17 protein-coding genes are annotated in these 17,544 nt (G+C 46.4%); 6 read left to right on the forward strand and 11 right to left on the reverse strand.

The window, feature by feature from the left end:
- The first annotated feature begins 36 nt into the window (after positions 1 to 36).
- Both D7D25_RS08930 and tal read left to right on the forward strand, forming a co-directional pair.
- On the forward strand, positions 37 to 1,335 hold the full coding sequence (locus D7D25_RS08930) for a class II aldolase/adducin family protein (protein ID WP_122968620.1): 1,299 nt from the start codon (positions 37 to 39) through the stop codon (positions 1,333 to 1,335).
- A 54-nt stretch (positions 1,336 to 1,389) separates the two neighbouring features.
- Complete coding sequence (gene tal, locus D7D25_RS08935) at positions 1,390 to 2,346, forward strand: transaldolase (RefSeq protein ID WP_122968621.1); 957 nt, start codon at positions 1,390 to 1,392, stop codon at positions 2,344 to 2,346.
- 21 nt (positions 2,347 to 2,367) lie between these two features.
- Here tal and D7D25_RS08940 read toward each other — a convergent pair whose 3' ends face one another.
- Complete coding sequence (locus D7D25_RS08940) at positions 2,368 to 3,762, reverse strand: glycoside hydrolase family 140 protein (RefSeq protein WP_122968622.1); 1,395 nt, start codon at positions 3,760 to 3,762, stop codon at positions 2,368 to 2,370.
- 34 nt (positions 3,763 to 3,796) lie between these two features.
- Positions 3,797 to 4,981, reverse strand: a complete 1,185-nt coding sequence (gene uxuA / locus D7D25_RS08945) for a mannonate dehydratase (RefSeq protein ID WP_122968623.1) — start codon at positions 4,979 to 4,981, stop codon at positions 3,797 to 3,799.
- 530 nt (positions 4,982 to 5,511) lie between these two features.
- Between uxuA and D7D25_RS08955 the strand changes: the two genes are divergently transcribed.
- Positions 5,512 to 6,579: a substrate-binding domain-containing protein gene (locus D7D25_RS08955; RefSeq protein WP_122968625.1), complete on the forward strand. Its 1,068-nt coding sequence runs from the start codon at positions 5,512 to 5,514 to the stop codon at positions 6,577 to 6,579.
- Positions 6,576 to 7,304 carry a lipoate--protein ligase family protein gene (locus D7D25_RS08960; RefSeq protein ID WP_122968626.1) on the forward strand — a complete coding sequence of 243 codons (729 nt, stop codon included), beginning with the start codon at positions 6,576 to 6,578 and terminating at the stop codon, positions 7,302 to 7,304. Before D7D25_RS08955 ends, D7D25_RS08960 begins: the two co-directional genes overlap by 4 nt.
- Before the next feature lie 53 nt (positions 7,305 to 7,357).
- Here the strand turns inward: D7D25_RS08960 and D7D25_RS08965 are convergent, their stop codons facing one another.
- The 7 genes from D7D25_RS08965 to D7D25_RS08995 all read right to left on the reverse strand — a co-directional run bounded on the left by D7D25_RS08965 (position 7,358) and on the right by D7D25_RS08995 (position 14,418).
- Positions 7,358 to 8,299 carry a TIGR01212 family radical SAM protein gene (locus D7D25_RS08965; RefSeq protein ID WP_122968687.1) on the reverse strand — a complete coding sequence of 314 codons (942 nt, stop codon included), beginning with the start codon at positions 8,297 to 8,299 and terminating at the stop codon, positions 7,358 to 7,360.
- A gap of 280 nt (positions 8,300 to 8,579) precedes the next feature.
- On the reverse strand, positions 8,580 to 10,592 hold the full coding sequence (gene rpsA, locus D7D25_RS08970; protein ID WP_122968627.1) for a 30S ribosomal protein S1: 2,013 nt from the start codon (positions 10,590 to 10,592) through the stop codon (positions 8,580 to 8,582).
- 228 nt (positions 10,593 to 10,820) lie between these two features.
- Positions 10,821 to 11,366, reverse strand: a complete 546-nt coding sequence (locus tag D7D25_RS08975; protein ID WP_122968628.1) for a DJ-1 family glyoxalase III — start codon at positions 11,364 to 11,366, stop codon at positions 10,821 to 10,823.
- A gap of 12 nt (positions 11,367 to 11,378) precedes the next feature.
- Positions 11,379 to 12,161: an energy transducer TonB gene (locus D7D25_RS08980; RefSeq protein ID WP_122968629.1), complete on the reverse strand. Its 783-nt coding sequence runs from the start codon at positions 12,159 to 12,161 to the stop codon at positions 11,379 to 11,381.
- A 240-nt stretch (positions 12,162 to 12,401) separates the two neighbouring features.
- Complete coding sequence (locus tag D7D25_RS08985; RefSeq protein ID WP_122968630.1) at positions 12,402 to 12,809, reverse strand: biopolymer transporter ExbD; 408 nt, start codon at positions 12,807 to 12,809, stop codon at positions 12,402 to 12,404.
- Positions 12,810 to 12,893: 84 nt separating this feature from the next.
- Positions 12,894 to 13,550, reverse strand: a complete 657-nt coding sequence (locus D7D25_RS08990; protein WP_255417253.1) for a MotA/TolQ/ExbB proton channel family protein — start codon at positions 13,548 to 13,550, stop codon at positions 12,894 to 12,896.
- 136 nt (positions 13,551 to 13,686) lie between these two features.
- On the reverse strand, positions 13,687 to 14,418 hold the full coding sequence (locus D7D25_RS08995) for a pyridoxine 5'-phosphate synthase (RefSeq protein ID WP_122968688.1): 732 nt from the start codon (positions 14,416 to 14,418) through the stop codon (positions 13,687 to 13,689).
- 101 nt (positions 14,419 to 14,519) lie between these two features.
- On the opposite strand from D7D25_RS08995, the gene D7D25_RS09000 reads away from it, so the two are divergent.
- Complete coding sequence (locus D7D25_RS09000) at positions 14,520 to 14,897, forward strand: hypothetical protein (protein WP_122968632.1); 378 nt, start codon at positions 14,520 to 14,522, stop codon at positions 14,895 to 14,897.
- A gap of 256 nt (positions 14,898 to 15,153) precedes the next feature.
- Entirely contained in the window at positions 15,154 to 16,050 is an 897-nt protein-coding gene (locus D7D25_RS09005) for an NAD kinase (protein WP_122968633.1), read from the forward strand.
- A 120-nt stretch (positions 16,051 to 16,170) separates the two neighbouring features.
- On the opposite strand, the gene D7D25_RS18000 is transcribed toward D7D25_RS09005, so the two are convergent.
- Positions 16,171 to 16,347 (reverse strand): OadG-related small transporter subunit, encoded by a 177-nt coding sequence (locus D7D25_RS18000; protein ID WP_158602582.1) that lies wholly within the window; start codon positions 16,345 to 16,347, stop codon positions 16,171 to 16,173.
- Positions 16,348 to 16,358: 11 nt separating this feature from the next.
- A complete protein-coding gene (locus D7D25_RS09010) occupies positions 16,359 to 17,516 on the reverse strand; it encodes a sodium ion-translocating decarboxylase subunit beta (protein WP_122968634.1) in 1,158 nt (385 codons plus the stop codon).
- Positions 17,517 to 17,544: the final 28 nt, after the last annotated feature.

Genomic DNA, 17,544 nt, shown 5'->3' on the forward strand with positions numbered 1-17,544 from the left:
AATCGATTTTAGTCTTTACTCTTTAGTCAATAAAAAATGAAACAATTAGATGTGAATTTAATGCATCCGGTGGAACAGATCAATGTGATCATCGGAAGAATATACAGTCGTGGGATGACCACTACTTCGGGAGGGAATATCTCCATCAGGGATAAGAATGGTGATATCTGGATTACCCCTTCGGGAGTGGACAAAGGATCGCTTACCCCAAAAGATATCATGCAGGTGAAAAGGGATGGGACCATTATCGGGGTGCATAAACCCTCTTCGGAGCTCCCTTTCCATAAGGCGATTTATGAAGCAAGACCCGAAATAACCGCGATCATCCACGCCCATCCGCCCGCACTGGTCGCTTTTAGCATCGCGGGTATTGTTCCCGACACCAAGATCGTTCCGCAGGCACACAACATTTGCGGGGATATAGGATTCGCCCCTTATGGAACTCCCGGTAGCGAGGATCTGGGCGAGAAGATCGCTTTTGAGTTCAAGGATACCCGTTATAAGGCGGTAATCATGGAAAATCACGGAGTGGTATTGGGCGGTACCGATATGATGGATGCCTATCAGCGATTCGAAACGCTGGAGTTCTGCTGCCGCACCATCGTGAATGCCAAAAGACTGGGACAGGTGAATTATCTGACCGACGAACAAGTGGCACAGTATGTGAATCACTTGCCGAGAAACATCTCTCATTTTATGGATATTGAGCATCCTTCCGATGAACGGGCAATCCGCACGGAGATGGTGAATATCATCCGTCGGGCCTGTAATCTGGGGATGATGATATCGACCTATGGTACGGTGTCTGTACGTTGGAGAGGCAATGATTTTCTGATTACACCGAGCAATGTGGCGCGATGGGATATTGTGCCGGGTGATATCGTCCAGATAAAGAATGGCATGGCCGAAGCGGGAAAAACACCCAGCAGGTCGGTAGCCCTGCATCAACGTATTTACCAGTTGAACCCGCATATCAATTCCATCATCTGCACACAATCGGTGAACCTGATGGCGCATGCGGTGAGCGGCTCAAAATTTGATGTGCGCACAATCCCCGAAAGTTGGATCTTCCTCCAGGATGTCCCCTCCATTCCTTTCGGGCTGATCTATAATGATGTGGATAGTGTGGCGAAAATGTTTAACCACAATCGGGTTATTCTGGTAGAAAACGACAGTGTTTTTGTCACGGGTGATAAATTGTTGAATACGTTCGATTATCTGGAAGTAGCTGAATTTTCAGCTAACTCGCTGGTGATGGCCTCTTCGATCGGCTCCCTGCAACCCATGGGGGACAAGGAGATCGACGAACTGCGCATCGCGTTTAATGTAAAATGACAATAATGCATTTTCGATGATGGTTGATGATGGTTTGTTAAATATCAATGCCTTATGAATTTATTAGCGCAATTGAAGCTGTATACCAAAGTAGTGGCTGATACGGGCGATTTTGGTTCTATTGAAGCATACAACCCGGTCGATGCGACCACGAATCCCTCTTTGATTTATACTGCGTCGCAAGACCCGAAGTATGCTTCGCTGGTAGATGATGCGGTCGCCTATGGTAAAACGCAGCTAACCGGCAAATCCGGGCAATTGGCAAAAGCCATGGATAAGTTGGCCGTGAATTTCGGTTTAAAGATTTTGGAAATTGTTCCGGGAAGGGTTTCTACTGAAGTGGATGCCCGATTATCGTTTGACACGGAAGCGTCGGTGATCAAAGCCCGGGAATTGATCGCTCTGTATGAGACATCGGGGATTTCGCGGGAACGGATATTGATAAAACTCGCATCCACCTGGGAAGGCATAAAAGCCGCGGAAATACTTGAGAAAGAAGGGATTCATTGTAACCTGACCCTTCTCTTCTCTTTTGCACAGGCAGTTGCCTGTGCCGAAGCGGGTGTCCGTCTGATATCTCCCTTTGTGGGCCGGATTCTGGATTGGTATAAAAAAGAACGGGGTGTCGCGGAGATTCCCGCCCATGAAGATCCGGGAGTGCTTTCCGTGAAAAAGATTTTCAATTATTACAAGAAGTTTGGTTATAAGACTCAGGTAATGGGAGCCAGCTTTCGTAATATCGGTGAAATAGTGGAACTCGCCGGATGTGAATTGTTGACCATTGCCCCGAAGTTCCTCAAGGAGCTGGAGAAGACCGAGGGTGTCTTGGTCCGGAAATTGAGCGAGGAGGCTGCCCGACAATCCGAGATTGAAAAAATCACTATCGATGAGAAAACATTTCGGTGGATGATCAACGAAGATGCCATGGCCACAGAAAAACTGGCGGAAGGAATCAGAAACTTTACCAAAGACTTGGAGAAACTCGAAGAACAGATGGCGAAAAGGTTATAAGGGGCAGGCGAAGAGATGCGTTTAGTACCTTTCCATAATCAATATCCAGTCATTGTTTTTTCCTGATGACGGCGGAGTTGCCTCGAAAGAGCCTTTGGCTGCTTTGGTACCTATCCCGGTTTTTTTACCTGTACGGGGATTAAACCAGTGAAGTTTTATTTTTTTTGTTCCGGAAATTTTTTCCAGAGATACTTCCAGGCTATTCCCATGGGGGAAGTACACGAATGCGTATCCATCTCCTTTTGTTGCGGTAGCAAAGTCCTTAGCGTCCGTTTGCTCCGTTAAGATAATGGCGTTGTCAGGGTGTCTGCTGAAAAAATCATAAGATTCGAATAACCTGCGGGCATGAATCAGGTCCCAGGCCCCCGGCAAGTCGAGGACATCAAACCAGTTGTTACGGACGCCCCCTACCGGCGCGTATCCCGGAGCCATGAACTGCCATATGGGGTGACAACCATAGGTATGTCCGAATGCCCCACTGAATAAACTCCAATACAATGCGTGTCGTACGTCACTTTCATCAAACCACAGATCGACGCCTTCAGGCTGCCCTCTTACCGGGTGATCTTCGTAACAGGGTTCCAGATTGATAGCCGGTTTAATGGGTTGTCTGTGATAATCCCCGGTAATGAGCTTTTCAAAGATATCGTAAGTACAATAGCCATGGCCGGTCTGACAACTGTTGAAATCGAGCCAATCATAATCATGAAACCAACTTCCCGATGTTTCCGCACCAATCGGATGGAAAGTCATGAGATGATTGTTATCTGCCGATTTGATTCCTTTGCCCATAGCCTCCCAGATGTCTTTGTTCCTGCCACCACCACTGCGGTCTCCTCCGTTGATCCAGATGATATTGGGGAAATCTTTGTAGCGTTCTCCCAAATATTGCCCGTAAGCATACGCGTTGTCTGTATCGAATATTACAGGGCCTGTTCCCCATTGAATATCCACTTTATCTCCCCATGTAGGTAGCAGTCCCATAAACATTCCCTTTTCTGCGGCTTTGTGTATTATTTTATCGACCCATGCAAAATAAGCCTCATTTGGTTTATGAGGATCGTTATCAAGAAGAGGCCTGTCACCGTTTTTGTTAGGAGTGTTGAGCCCGTCCAATTCAGCAAGGATCACTGCCTGGATCACGTTAAACCCTTTTTCCCTGCGGTTCTCAAAGTAGGTGTCTATCTCCGTTTCATTCAATCTGTGGAACAACTCCCATGCGGTATCGCCGAGGTAAAAGAATGGTGTCCCGTCGGCATGGCAAAGGAACCGTTTGCCGGGATGGACTTCCAACCTGCCATGTGAAAAATCGACCGCTTTCCCTTGCCATTTGTCTTGCTGGGCATGTAGGATATACGTGTGAAAAATGAGTCCAAGAGCAAAAAATAATACCCTGATCTTATGGTTTCTGTTCATGATTGAAGGTTGTTGATAATAGATATATTATTCCTTAAGTCTTAAGTCCTGACTTTATTTCATCTTTTACTACGGCCATTATCCCCTCCACCTGTGCCAGCGCGAACATCCTCCCGTAGAAGGAATATCCGGGATTATGGTTCCTTTCGGCATCATCGAGCATCAACCTGCCGTGGTCGACCCGCATGGGGATATGAGGCCTTTGTTTTTCCAGAATACGGATCACTTCAATCAGTGCTCCCCCTCCTTCCAGATGGGAAGCCTCTATGAAGTCGCCGCCGGGAAGCAATCCGGTACTCCTCAGGTGCGCAAAACCTGTCCTGCCGGCAAATCTGCGGGCCAGGGCGGGCACGTCGTTATGGGCGCCGGCACTCAAGGATCCGGCACAGAAAGCCAGTCCGTTCGCGGGACTGTCCACCGCATCCAGTATCCATTCGATATCTTCCTCCCCGGTCACGATCCGGGGCAATCCAAATACCGGAAAGGGTGGGTCGTCGGGATGGATGCAAAGGGTGATCCCATATTCTTCGGCTACGGGAATAACCCGTTCAAGGAAGTATTTTAAATTCTCCCGGAGTTGGATCTTACTTACCCCATTATAAAGTTGCAGGAGTTTTTTAAAAGCCTGTACAGGATCGGTCTTCCCATCAGATATACTTCGGTGGATAAACCCCTGGGTCTTTACGATAATGGTGTCGATCAGCACTGCTTTTTCATCTTCGGTCATCCTGTTGTAAAGCAATCTTACCTTTTCCAGTTCTTCGTTTGTATAATCTTTTTCCGCTCCCTCCCTTTGCAGTATCATACAGTCGAAACAGGCAAACCGGATCTTGTCGAAGTAGAGGGTGCATGTGCCGTCCGGCAGTTTTCTATGCAGGTCGGTACGGACCCAGTCGATAGCGGGCATAAAATTGTAGCAGATAGTTTTTATTCCCGCCTTCCCTAAATTGGACATACTTGCTTTGTAGTTTTCGATCAGCCGGTCGCGTTCAGGCGCCCCGTATTTGATCTCCTCGGCAACGGGAAGGCTTTCCACTACCGACCAATGCAGTCCCGCCTGCTCAATATGGTGTTTCAGGCTGTGAATGGCTTCACTTGCCCACACCTCGCCGGGAGGCACATCATACAGGGCCGTGACAATGCCCTCCACCCCGATCTGACGGAGCATATCGAGCGTAATTATATCTTTTGTACCAAACCAGCGCCAACTCTTTTCCATAGTTTGTTTTTTATTCGTTTAATTGGGCAACTATCGGTTCATTCGTTACTTCATTTAAGAAACTGTTTTGAATTTTACGAGTAATTATTTCACGCTTATTTTCCCACTCTTTCATGCTCGCACACGGGATGTGATTTTGTGCACGTGCACAACACTTCTCAAAGCCTTACTGAAACCCTCTTTTTATCAAATTAAGAATGTAAATGATATCTTACTACCGGCTTACAATCTCTTCAGCCTTTTTGCAGGAGCATTAAAACCCACTCCCCATCGCAGAACACAAAGGTATGTTATATTTTTACAACCGGAAGAATGAAAAACCTAAAACATCATTGAAAATATATATGATGAGAATCAATTTTGTTTATATGTTTGTGCTGGCGGATATTGTTTCATACTTTTCTTTGAGGAGTAAATATCCACATCGTTTTGCTGATAATATTGCCGGATTTGAAAATATATCTTTACTTTGCACATTCATTTGTCTGTTTACAATTCACCATTCCAAACAGGTGTAAAATTAGCCCAATATGCAACGAAAAATTCGCATAAAAGACATTGCGGAGATGGCGGGAGTTTCGGTGGGTACGGTAGACCGGATACTCCATAATAGAGGAAATGTTTCAGAATCAGCCCGTATAGCTGTTGAGGAGGTGTTGAAAAAAGTACACTACAAGCCTAATATCCATATCTCCGGATTGTCCTTAAAAAGAAAATACAAGGTAGCGATTACCACCCCCAATGTAATGGAGGGAGAATATTGGGAGAGTATTCATTCGGGCATCAGGCATGCATTGGAAGAGTTCGAGAATATCCGGATACAATGTTTGGTATACACCTATAATCAATATGATATTTATTCTTGCAGGGAGGTATATGATCAGATAGCGCAACTCGATGCTGATGCCATCATTATCGGCACTACTTTTAAGGAAGAGACCGTTCGCCTGTCGAGACGATTGGATGAAAGGGAGATACCCTATGTTTTTGTTGACTCTACCCTGGAAAATACAGCGCCGTTGGCTTTTTTTACTTCCGACCATTACGTCTGTGGTTATCTGGTGGCTAAACTGATCACCTCCATTATCCCTTCGGGAAGTGATATTGGCATGTTGCATGCGGTAAGGATAGGGGATGAGAGTGCCAATACGAGTATATTGAGGAAGCAGGGTTTTCATGACTATCTTGCAGAAAAGGGGGTCACCAATAGTGTGCGGAGAATACCTTTTGCCGCCATGGAGCCGGAAAGGTTTGATGAACAGCTGGCTCACTTCTTTCAGACACACCATAACATAGGAGGGATAGTAGTGCTCAATTCGCGGGGAGGGATCGTTGCCGATTACTTTGCCCGAAACGGGATGAATGATATCCGGTTGGTTTGTCTGGATCTCACGGCACCCAATGTGAGAGGGTTGAAAAACGGGTATATTGATTTTCTGATCGGCCAGGAGCCGGAACATCAGGGATTCCTGGCGATGAAGACATTGATCGAGTACCTGATATACCGCAAACCGGTAAAAGTGGAGAACTATACACAGCTCGATATCCTGACCAGGGAGACTATCGGTTATTACAACCAGTTCAACTTTATGTCATGAACATCATCCTGTCTCACTCTACTTTACCTTCGTTTAACTTAGCTGCGGAAGAACATTTTCTCTCGAAAAAGGGAGAAGATTTCTTGCTGTTGTATGTCAATGAACCGAGCGTTATCATCGGGTCTAACCAGGCGGTATTGAATGAGGTCGACCAGGATTTTTGCATAGAACACAATATCAGGATTATACGGCGATTGTCGGGCGGAGGAGCGGTATATCATGATACCGGAAACCTGAACTACAGTTTTATCCGCGCGAAAAGCGGAGAGCCGTTGAGTGCCCGTTTCCTCGATCCGGTGGTGGAGGCGCTTCGGGCATTGGATATCCCGGTGGAAATAAGAAAACGGAAAGATCTTTGGCTGGAGGGATACAAAATATCGGGTACCGCCTCGCATCTTTCCAAGGGGCGGGAGATACATCATGGCACATTGCTGTATGACACCGATCTGCAGATGCTTGCGAAGGCATTGAATCCTGAGCGGAGGGATTTGATAAGGAAGGCCACCGCTTCAATACCCAGTCCTGTGAAAAATATCCGATCATATTTAAAAAAAACAAAGGGGATCAGCCCCGAGCCGGAACAGTTCTTCCGGCAGTTTGCCCGGCAGATAGGCTTGATATTGGGAACAAGCCGTATCGGTGCTTTTGGTAACCATGATAAAGAGGAGATAGAGAAGTTGCAAAGAGGCAAATACGTGCAAAGAGGCTGGAACTACAGAATGTGACAACTGCCTCGTTGAGGTGATACCAAGGCTTCGCGTAAAAGAATCAGATGTCCTTATGATTGTCCGTACAATCGTCCTTGCCAGGTTTCTCTTTCCCGGAAGCGTTTCACTATTTTTTCTCTCACCACATAATTCTTCTGATCCCAGGCGGGAGCAATCAATAATTTTTTAGGAGATTGGGAGGTGAACCGTTCGATGTAAATCTCCGGTTTTAGCCGTTCCGCAAAATCGACGCACAGGTTGATATATTCATCCAGCCCGAAGAGGTGGAACGATTCGGGTAACAGCCGGAATTCTTTAGCCATGGCAGTTCCTCTGATAATCTGTAGCTGATGCAGTTTCAACGTTGTCAGCGGGAGTCGTGAAAGTGTGCCGGCATGGGAAAGTATCTCTTCTATGCTTTCCCCCGGCAGTCCCAGGATCATATGCGCGCCTGTGAGAATGTTTCGTCCGGCGGTTTTCCGGATCATCTCGGCCGATTCTTCATAACTATGTTGCCGGTTCACCCTCTCCAATGTTTTATTCAGGGTGGATTCTACCCCGTATTCGACCATGACAAATGTTTTCTTGCTGAGCTCTTCAAAATAGTCAAGTAGTTCGTTGGGCATGCAGTCCGGGCGGGTACCCACGATCAGTCCCACTACGTTGGGGTAGGAGAGCGCCTCTTCATATTTGGAGATAAGCGACTCGAGAGTGTCATAGGTGTTGGTGTAGGACTGGAAATAGGCCAGGTATTTCATCTCCGGATACTTGTGAGAGAAGAAGGTGATACCGTCGCTCAACTGTTTCGAGATAGTTTTGGTCGGTTTGCCATAACCTGGGCTAAAACTCCGGTTGTTGCAATAGGTACATCCACCACGCCCTTTGTTGCCGTCACGGTTGGGACAGGTGAAGCCGGCATTGACGGAAATTTTTTGTATTTTATAGGGGAATTTTGCTGAAAGGAATTCGGCAAAATCGCGATAGGGTTTGTCGTTGGAAAACACGCGTGTCATATTTGTCTTACGGATCACTGTCAGAAGCCCCAACACAAAGAATCCTGTTGTTTAGACTGCAAGAGTGCTGATTTTATAACTCCCATCTTAAACAATTGTGGGAATAAAATGTTTTCGATAACCCGCACTTCTATCTTATCGGGGGATTTGCGTATGTATTCCCTGATGAAAATACCAGCATCATAAATTCTTACATAATCCGGTCGATGTTTTAAACAGATCCATAAAAAAACTGCCCGGGATTACCAGGCAGTTTTTACATTCTGTAGGGAAAGAATGATTATTCTTTCCCTGTTTCGGTTTTTTCGCCTTCAGCTTTGTCTTCTGCTTTCGGCTCTACCGAAGCCGTTTCTTCCGCTTTCACTTCAGCCTTGTTTTCGGCAACTTCAGGAGTTTCTGCCTTGGCCTTTTCGGTTTCAGCTTTTACTGCTTGCGCTTTTGCTTCCGCTGCTTTAGCCTCTTTGGCTGCCTCTTCCTGTTTTACCTTTTTATTGAGTGCTTCTATTTTTTGGTTGTCGAGTTTTTCCTTCAACGCGGCCAACTCTTCGATATCACCCAGGGTGGTTCTTTCCATTGCCGGGATAGCCGCGGCGGCTTCGTTCCCCCCTTCTTTTCTGCCACCGGCACGTTTATTCCCCTTCTTCCTGGAATCATCTGCCAGATCTTCATGGATACGGCTGTGAGAGACAATGATACGTTTCGCATCTTTATTGAACTCGATCACTTTGAATTCCAGTTTCTCATCCAACTGTGCCTGAGAGTTATCCTCTTTCACAAGGTGTTTGGGTGTCGCGAATCCTTCCACGCCGTAAGGCAGGGAAACGACTGCCCCCTTGTCGAGCATTTCAATAATGGTACCTTCATGGATGGATCCCACCGTGAAAATGGTTTCAAATACATCCCATGGATTTTCTTCCAATTGTTTGTGACCAAGACTCAAGCGACGGTTTTCCTTGTCGATGTCGAGCACCTGTACTTCTATGGGAGCGCCGATCTCCGTCACTTCGCTCGGGTGTTTGATCTTCTTCGTCCAGGAGAGGTCGGAGATATGGATCAGTCCTTCTACGCCGTCTTCAATTTCCACAAAAGCGCCGAAGTTGGTGAAATTGCGTACAGTGGCAGTGTGTGTGCTGCCAACAGGATATTTCTGCTCGATGTCTTCCCACGGATCGGGCTTGAGTTGTTTGATACCGAGAGACATCTTGCGTTCGTCGCGGTCGAGGGTAAGGATAACCGCTTCCACTTCTTCGCCTACGCTCATGAAATCCTGAGCACTGTGCAGGTGCTGTGTCCAGCTCATTTCCGAAACGTGGATCAAACCTTCTACTCCCGGCGCTATTTCCACAAATGCGCCGTAATCGGCAATGACCACCACTTTTCCCTTGACGATATCACCTACTTTCAGGGTTTCGCTCAAGGAATCCCATGGGTGCGGGGTCAGCTGTTTCAGACCGAGTGCGATACGTTTTTTCTCGTTGTCGAAGTCGAGGATTACCACGTTGATCTTGTCATCCAGCTTCACTACTTCATCCGGATGTTGAATGCGTCCCCATGAAAGGTCGGTAATATGCACGAGACCGTCTACACCGCCAAGGTCGACGAATACACCGTAGGAAGTGATGTTCTTCACCACACCTTCGAGTACTTGTCCTTTTTCGAGTTTTGAAATGATTTCTTTTTTTTGTTGTTCGAGCTCTTCCTCAATCAGGGCCTTGTGCGATACTACCACATTCTTGTATTCAGGGTTGATTTTCACCACCTTGAATTCCATTGTCTTATCGACAAAGATGTCGTAATCGCGGATAGGTTTCACATCAATCTGTGAACCCGGGAGGAAGGCTTCGATACCGAATACATCCACGATCATGCCCCCTTTTGTACGGCATTTGATGTATCCGTTAATAACTTCGTTGTTTTCGAGCGCGGCATTGACCCGGTCCCAGGAACGGGAAGCACGTGCTTTTTTGTGAGAAAGGATCAACTGTCCTTTTTTATCTTCCTGGCTTTCGATGTATACTTCCACCTCGTCGCCAACTTTGAGATTGGGGTTGTAACGGAACTCATTCATCGATACCACACCATCGGATTTGTAGCCGATATTTACAACCACTTCGCGTTTGTTCATGGAGGTCACGATACCGGTTACTACTTCCTTGTCGTTGATCTTGTTCAAGGTGTTGTCGTAGCTTTCGGTAAGCTTTTCTTTGCTTTCTTTGCTGTAGGACTCCCCTTCAGCATAGGCGCCCCAGTCGAAATCTTCTATTGGAGCCACATTGTTTAAATTTTCTGTCATGTGTTGTGAGTAATAATTTTCAATTAAATAAGTGAGACATTATATTGATAAAAAACGGTGCAAAGGTAGTTGTTTCTTTGTTAATAGACAACTATTTGCACCATTAATTTTGGGGGTGAAAACGGTTCCGGATAGTATTTGCAGCTAAGAATAGGACTCAATCTTTCTCCGGCGATATTTTGTGACCGTAAAATATCTAAAGTTCCCGGCTCCGACCCTATTCATTGGTCAGAGTAACAGGCCGTTTTGCACCTCTTGTCTTGTTTTGAGTCCGGCGATCTGTTCCACCAGCCTTAATGCAAACTCGAATACCAGTCCGGGACCCCTTCCTGTGGTGATATTGCCGTCGACCACTACATTTTCACCTGTTGTTTGTGCGCCTGTCAATTCGGCTTCAAATCCGGGATAGCAGGTGGCCCGTTTATCTTTAAGCAGAGCGAGTCCTCCCAAGACCATGGGGGCGGCGCATATAGCAGCGATCAGCTTTCCTTCGGCATCGAACTGGGTGATCAGTTTTTTCAATGCTTCGTGTTCATTGAGATTTTTGGCACCCGGCATTCCGCCCGGCAAAACCAGCACCTCTACTCCAGAGAAATCGGCTTCCTGAAAGGTTTTATCCGCTATGACCGGTATATTATGGGCGCCGGTCACGGTTTTTTCTTCCGCAATGGATATGGTTTCGACAGCTATCCGCGCTCTTCTCAAAATGTCTACGGTGGCAAGCGCTTCGATTTCTTCAAAACCGTTTGCTAAAAAGAGGGCTACTTTCTTCATGATTGCATTTTTTTATTTGAGATTGAATCGATAAGTAATGGTTCCCTGCTGGTTGTTGGCAGAGTTAATCGCATTGAATTTGGTCCTTCTCGCGGCCCGCAATGCTTCCTCACGGAGAGTGGCACTGGGAGTATTTGTCCCTCGCCCGATTTCCGCATGGATCACATTGCCGGCAGGATCTACTGTGATATTAACAACCACAGTGCCGTAATCGTTCACGGTGTAGTTGGGTTGGCCCAATCCTCCGCTTCCGAGACTGCGCCCACCCAAGTCGTAGGAACCGATTCCACCCGTGCCGGTAGGAGAGCCTTGTGTTGCGTTTCCGGTGGAAACTCCCTGTGTGCCTTCGCCTTCCGTATTGCCGCGGCTTCCCGAGCCTTCCCCGAAGAGTCCCGACATCTGGCGGTTGATTTCCCGCTTGCGCGCCTCCTCTTCTTTCTTGCGTCGCTCGGCCTCTTCCCGCGCCCTGCGTTCTGCCGCCAATTGTTCCTTACGTCGTTCTTCTTCCCGTTCCGCTTCCACGTCAATAGTCGGCTCCGTTGTTTGGGTAATCAACGGTTCGGTCGGGGAATAAGGTGGAACCTCAGGTGATGGGGTGGGTGTAGGGGTCACTTCCGTTATAGGTGGTTCGGCGATACCGAAGGCGTCTTCGGTGGTCCCGAACATTACCGGTATGCCTTCCAGTTCCTCAGGCGGAAATGACAATGTGAAAACAGAGAATAACAAGATGAGGAAAAGCAATATCGCAAAAATTACCGTTCCTATTAGTCCTCCTATTTTCTCTCTTGTGATCATATTTTCTGATAACTGAATTTGTGTATACTTAATCGGGACGTTTTATTCGCTTCGGTGGCGTAACATTCTTTCCTTGAACAATTCGGCTGTTGCGGGCGGCGTATAGGAAACCGCATTGACACCGTTTTCAATTACCTGCCTGATGGTCTCATCTCTCTTTCCGCGGAATATCGGTTTATCGACCGCAAGGCTAAGTGCATCCGATATGAGATGCTCAGGTGTGAACGGATAAACGGTTTTTTAATTCGGTCGCGTCATCAGCACCATTTTGAATTGATTTTGATTGGCAATATCCAGCACACGGACAATTTCCCGGTAGGGGACAGTCTCATCTGCGTAGAGTGCGACGAATATACTGGGATCGGCCGAATAGACCGATTGCAGGAAAGGTGTGATATTTTCGAAAGATACCTGCCGTTCCGTTTCATTGGCATTTGCCACGTAATAATTAAGATCCTTGTCTATCGTTACCCGCGTAATGGGTTTTGCCTGGGTCTGTTGCTGGGACCTTGGCAATAACACCTGTATGGAATTAGGCACGACAAAGGTAGAGGTGATCATAAAGAAAATAAGCAGCAGGAAGATCACATCCGTCATGGATGCCATGCTGAAATTAGTCTCTATTGTGAACCGCTGTTTTAAAGCCATAAAACTAATGTGATGATGGGGTGATGTGGTGATTTGTTGATGTTGTGATTTAATTATCAGTAAATCAGCAAGTCCGATAATCAATCATACTGCGGGTTCATTGAGAATATCCATGAACTCCATGATTCTCATCTCCAATCTATTTACAATTCCCTTGATGCGCGTGGTGAGATAGTTGTAAGCAAATAGAGCAATAATCCCCACAATAAGCCCGGCAACGGTAGTCACCAATGCTTCGTAAATACCGGCGGAAAGGGTGGTTATACTCACGTTAGCCCCCGCGTTGGCCATACTCATAAAAGCACTCACCATTCCTGTCACGGTACCAAGGAACCCAACCATGGGGGCACCCGACGCGGAAGTAGCCAGTATCTGTATTCCTTTTTCCAACTTGGAAATCTCGATATTTCCCTGGTTTTCAATGGCGGACATCACATCAGCTGTGGGTCTCCCTAAACGGGAAATACCTTTTTCCACCATACGGGCTGAAGGAGTGTCGGTATTGCGGCAGAGTGCGACCGCAGCGTCGATTTTACCGTCGTGGATATAATCTTTGATGCGATTCATAAATGAATTGTCCTCTTTGCTTTCCTTGTTGATAACTAATGTTCTCTCAATAAGAACATAAATAGCCATCAGCAGAAGGATGAGCAGAACGATCATCAACCAACCGCCTTTCAGGGCAAGATCGAAAGCATTCATTGTGACAGCTTCGGTCTCGGCAGTCGCTACTTGCTGCATGGTGTCATAAATTGCCTGGGCTGTATCTCCCGGTACCGGTATTTGCAATAAATTCATTTCACGCGATTATTATATTTACATTCTGAATATTTGCCTTCTGATTTGTTTTGCGGATAAAGATAGTCAATTTGGTTCGTCAGACCTCTTCCGCAGACTCTTTTAAACAATTTTTATACGCTTTTATTGTTTCTTTCAAACCCATATAGAGGGCATCGCTGATGAGCGAATGACCTATTGATACTTCTTTTAGCCATGGGATATTCTGGTAAAGGAAAGCGAGGTTCTCCAGATTCAGGTCGTGGCCCGCATTTACGCCTAATCCGAGGTTTTTCGCCAGCGTGGCAGCCTCAATAAAGGGTGCTATGGCTTTTTCCCTGTCTGTCCGGTATGCCTCGGCGTAAGGGCCGGTATAGAGCTCAACCCGGTCAGTACCGATGTGCGATGCCATCCGTACCATTTCCGGATTGGCATTGATGAAAATGGAGGTGCGTACCCCTATTGTCTGAAACTCATTGACAACATCGGTCAGAAAATCTTTATGTGTAACGGTATCCCATCCCGCGTCTGAGGTGATAGCATCATGGGAGTCGGGTACAAGCGTTACCTGTGTGGGTCTGATTTTTCTGATCAGAGAGATGAAATCCGGCGTAGGATTCCCCTCGATATTGAATTCCGTATATACTTTTGCCTGTAAATCAAATACATCGGTATAACGGATGTGGCGCTGATCGGGACGGGGATGCACCGTAATGCCTTCTGCCCCGAAAAGCTGGCAATCGATAACCACCTGCACCAGATCGGGGATATTTCCACCGCGGGCATTTCTCAAAGTGGCTACTTTGTTTACATTTACACTGAGTTTGGTCATAAAAAGAAAAAATAAAAACCCGTAGGAACTTTCAAATAGGCAAAATTTTGCCATCTTTGTAAATCAGATACAAAAGTAATACGAAATAACTGTTTTGCGCAATGTCGACCAAAGAATTTATCAAAGAACAGGTGGAAAAATTCAGTTCATCGTTTACTCCGGAACAGTTTACGGAACTTTCCAAGATGGAAAATTCCCTGATTATTCTGGAAGTTCCGTTGAAAGATTATACCCTTACTGAGATAGCCCGGATTGTGGAAAGTAATAACGTGCATATAACAGCTCTCAACGTCATACCTATTTCAGGAGGAGAATTTCTTTTGGTCTCTTTGAAACTCGACACCGATGATGTGACCGTGCTTTTAAGAAGCTTTGAACGGTTTAATTATAATGTGGTGTATTATTTCATGAAGGAAGGGGAAGTAACCGATAAGCAAAAAGAACGGTTAGATGAACTGATGTACTATTTGAATATGTGATAAATAAGGGGGGAAAAGATTTAAGTGAAAAGTGAAAAGTGAAGAGTGAAGAGTGAAGAATGAAGAATGAAGAATGAAGAATGAAGAGTGAAAAATGAAAAGTGAAGAGTGAAAAATGAAAAATGGAAAACGAATTTTTTTGAGACTGCTAATTTGTAATTTTTAATTTGTAATTGGTAATTTGTAATTGGTAATTGATAATTAGTAATTCTCCACTTTTTAACTTCAGTCTTCTAAACGTCTAAAAACAAACGAGATGAAATTTTCCTTATTCGGGAGCATGTTCCCCGACAGGACTGCCAAAGCCGAAGAGCAGATATGCGGGGTATGTGAGGCTATCAGGCGAAACGGGGGAGAGTTATGCCTACCTGTGAATTTTTTTTATAGCCTGCCGGCTCTTCTCCGCCAGCGGATCGCTCCGCTCTGCACACTCGAGGAGAAATTACCTCCGGTAGATATGGTGGTGAGCGTGGGGGGAGATGGTACTTTCCTGAGAACGGCCGGCACGGTAGGTGATTCGGGTATTCCTATTTTGGGTATCAATACGGGGCGGTTGGGTTTTTTGGCTGCCATTAATTATGCCGATATGGAAGAGACCCTGCAAGAGGTAATGGAAGGCTCATATAAAGTGGAAGAGCGTACATTGCTGAAGTTGTCGACTGATGAAGCCTTTCCCCCGGAACATTTCAATGTGCATGCTCTCAACGAAGTGGCCATCCTGAAACAGGATACGGCCTCTATGCTCTCGATCCATGCTTATATCAACAATGATTATCTGACTTCTTACCAGGCGGACGGATTGGTGATATCCACGCCCACAGGATCCACTGCCTATTCATTGAGTATCGGCGGTTCAATTCTATCACCCACCACACCCAGCATTATCCTTTCAGCCATTGCTCCTCACAATCTTACATCCAGATCGTTAGTGGTAGACGACAGCAGTATCATCTCATTGAAAGTGGAAAGTCGTAGCCATATGTTTCTTGTCTCAGTGGATGGAGAGTCGCGTGTATTGGACGAATCGGTAAGTATCCAGGTGAGAAAGGATGATTACACGCTCCGTGTGGTGAAACGCATTGGCCACACTTTCTATGAAACACTGCGGGACAAACTGATGTGGGGAGCAGATGTAAGGAAGCAGCAGAAATGAGGTGCCATTTCCCGGTGATGTCCTTCACCTTTCGCCCCCCTCTTCCCTCTTCATTTTTCATTCTTCACTTTTCACTTTTCATTTTTCACTCTTCATTCTTCATTCTTCATTCTTCACTCTTCATTCTTCACTCTCTTCGGATATCTCCTCAATAAACTCTCCTTCAGGCTTTTCTTCCTGGTAGGGCAGGTATTTGTCGAGCGCCAAGATGATCAGGTAGAAGAAGGACATAAAAACAAAAATCCCTGCCACTCCTACCACGGCGATGAACAGTGCTGTTTGTGTTGTCGGTGTCATGTTGGTTGTTTTTAAGCGAGTAATGGAACCAATGTCAGTATAATGCCGCCTGCCACCACCGAGCCTATCTGGCCGCCCACATTGGCGCTGATAGCCGGCATAAGCAGATAGTTGTAAGGATCTTCTTTCTGTCCCATCTGATGGATCACACGGGCCGACATCGGGAATGCCGAAATACCACAGGCGCCTATCATCGGGTTGATTTTATTCCCCTCTTTACGGAACAGGTTCAGGAATTTTGCGAAGATCACCCCGCCAAAAGTGTCGAAAATAAAGGCGAAAAGGCCCAGGGCGATAATAATCAAGGTATCCGTGCGGATAAATCGATCAGCCGTCATCGTGCTGGCAATGGTTATGCCAAGCAGTATGGTAACCAGGCTGGAGAGTTCGTTCTGTGCCGATTGGGATAACTTATTCAATACACCGCACTCACGGATCAGGTTACCGAACATCAGGAAACCGATCAACGACAGAGAAGAGGGGGCGATGATGCCCGCGGCAATGGTAATTACAATGGGGAAGGCAATAAGCGCTTTTTTCGATATTCTCTTATTATTGCGGTTGGCAGACGACATTCTTATCAGCCGTTCCTTGCGTGAAGTCAGCAAGCGGATAACCGGCGGTTGAATAATAGGTACGAGCGCCATGTAGGAATAAGCTGCCACAGAGATGGGCCCCAGCAGGTTGGGTGCAAAACGGGAAGCCACCACGATGGAGGTAGGCCCGTCGGCTGCGCCTATGATGCCAATGGATGCTGCTTCGCGGATATCATAGCCCAGTAGTGTGGCAAACATCATTGTGAAGAAGATACCGAATTGTGCAGCCGCGCCGAACAGTAGCAGCGATGGATTTCTGAATAGCGGTGAGAAATCGATCATAGCCCCGATGGCGATAAATATCAGTAATGGGAAGATTTCGGTAGCAATGCCGGCATCGAAGAAGACATTGAGAACACCTTCTACAGCCTGTCCTGTCGCGGGATCGATTTGTGTGAGCGCCGAAGAGAGAGGAATATTCACTAAAATAGCGCCAAACCCCATCGGCAGCAATAGTGTTGGCTCGTAATTCTTGGCGATAGCGAGATAAATCAGAATAAGTCCCACGCCAATCATCACCAGATGTTGCCAGGTCATACCGGCTATTGCCGGTAACAGTTCTTCTAAGCCCATAAAATTCCAAATTTTATTTTGTGTACGG

Source organism: Proteiniphilum sp. X52 (assembly GCF_003712195.1).
In the GTDB taxonomy this organism is placed as follows: domain Bacteria; phylum Bacteroidota; class Bacteroidia; order Bacteroidales; family Dysgonomonadaceae; genus Proteiniphilum.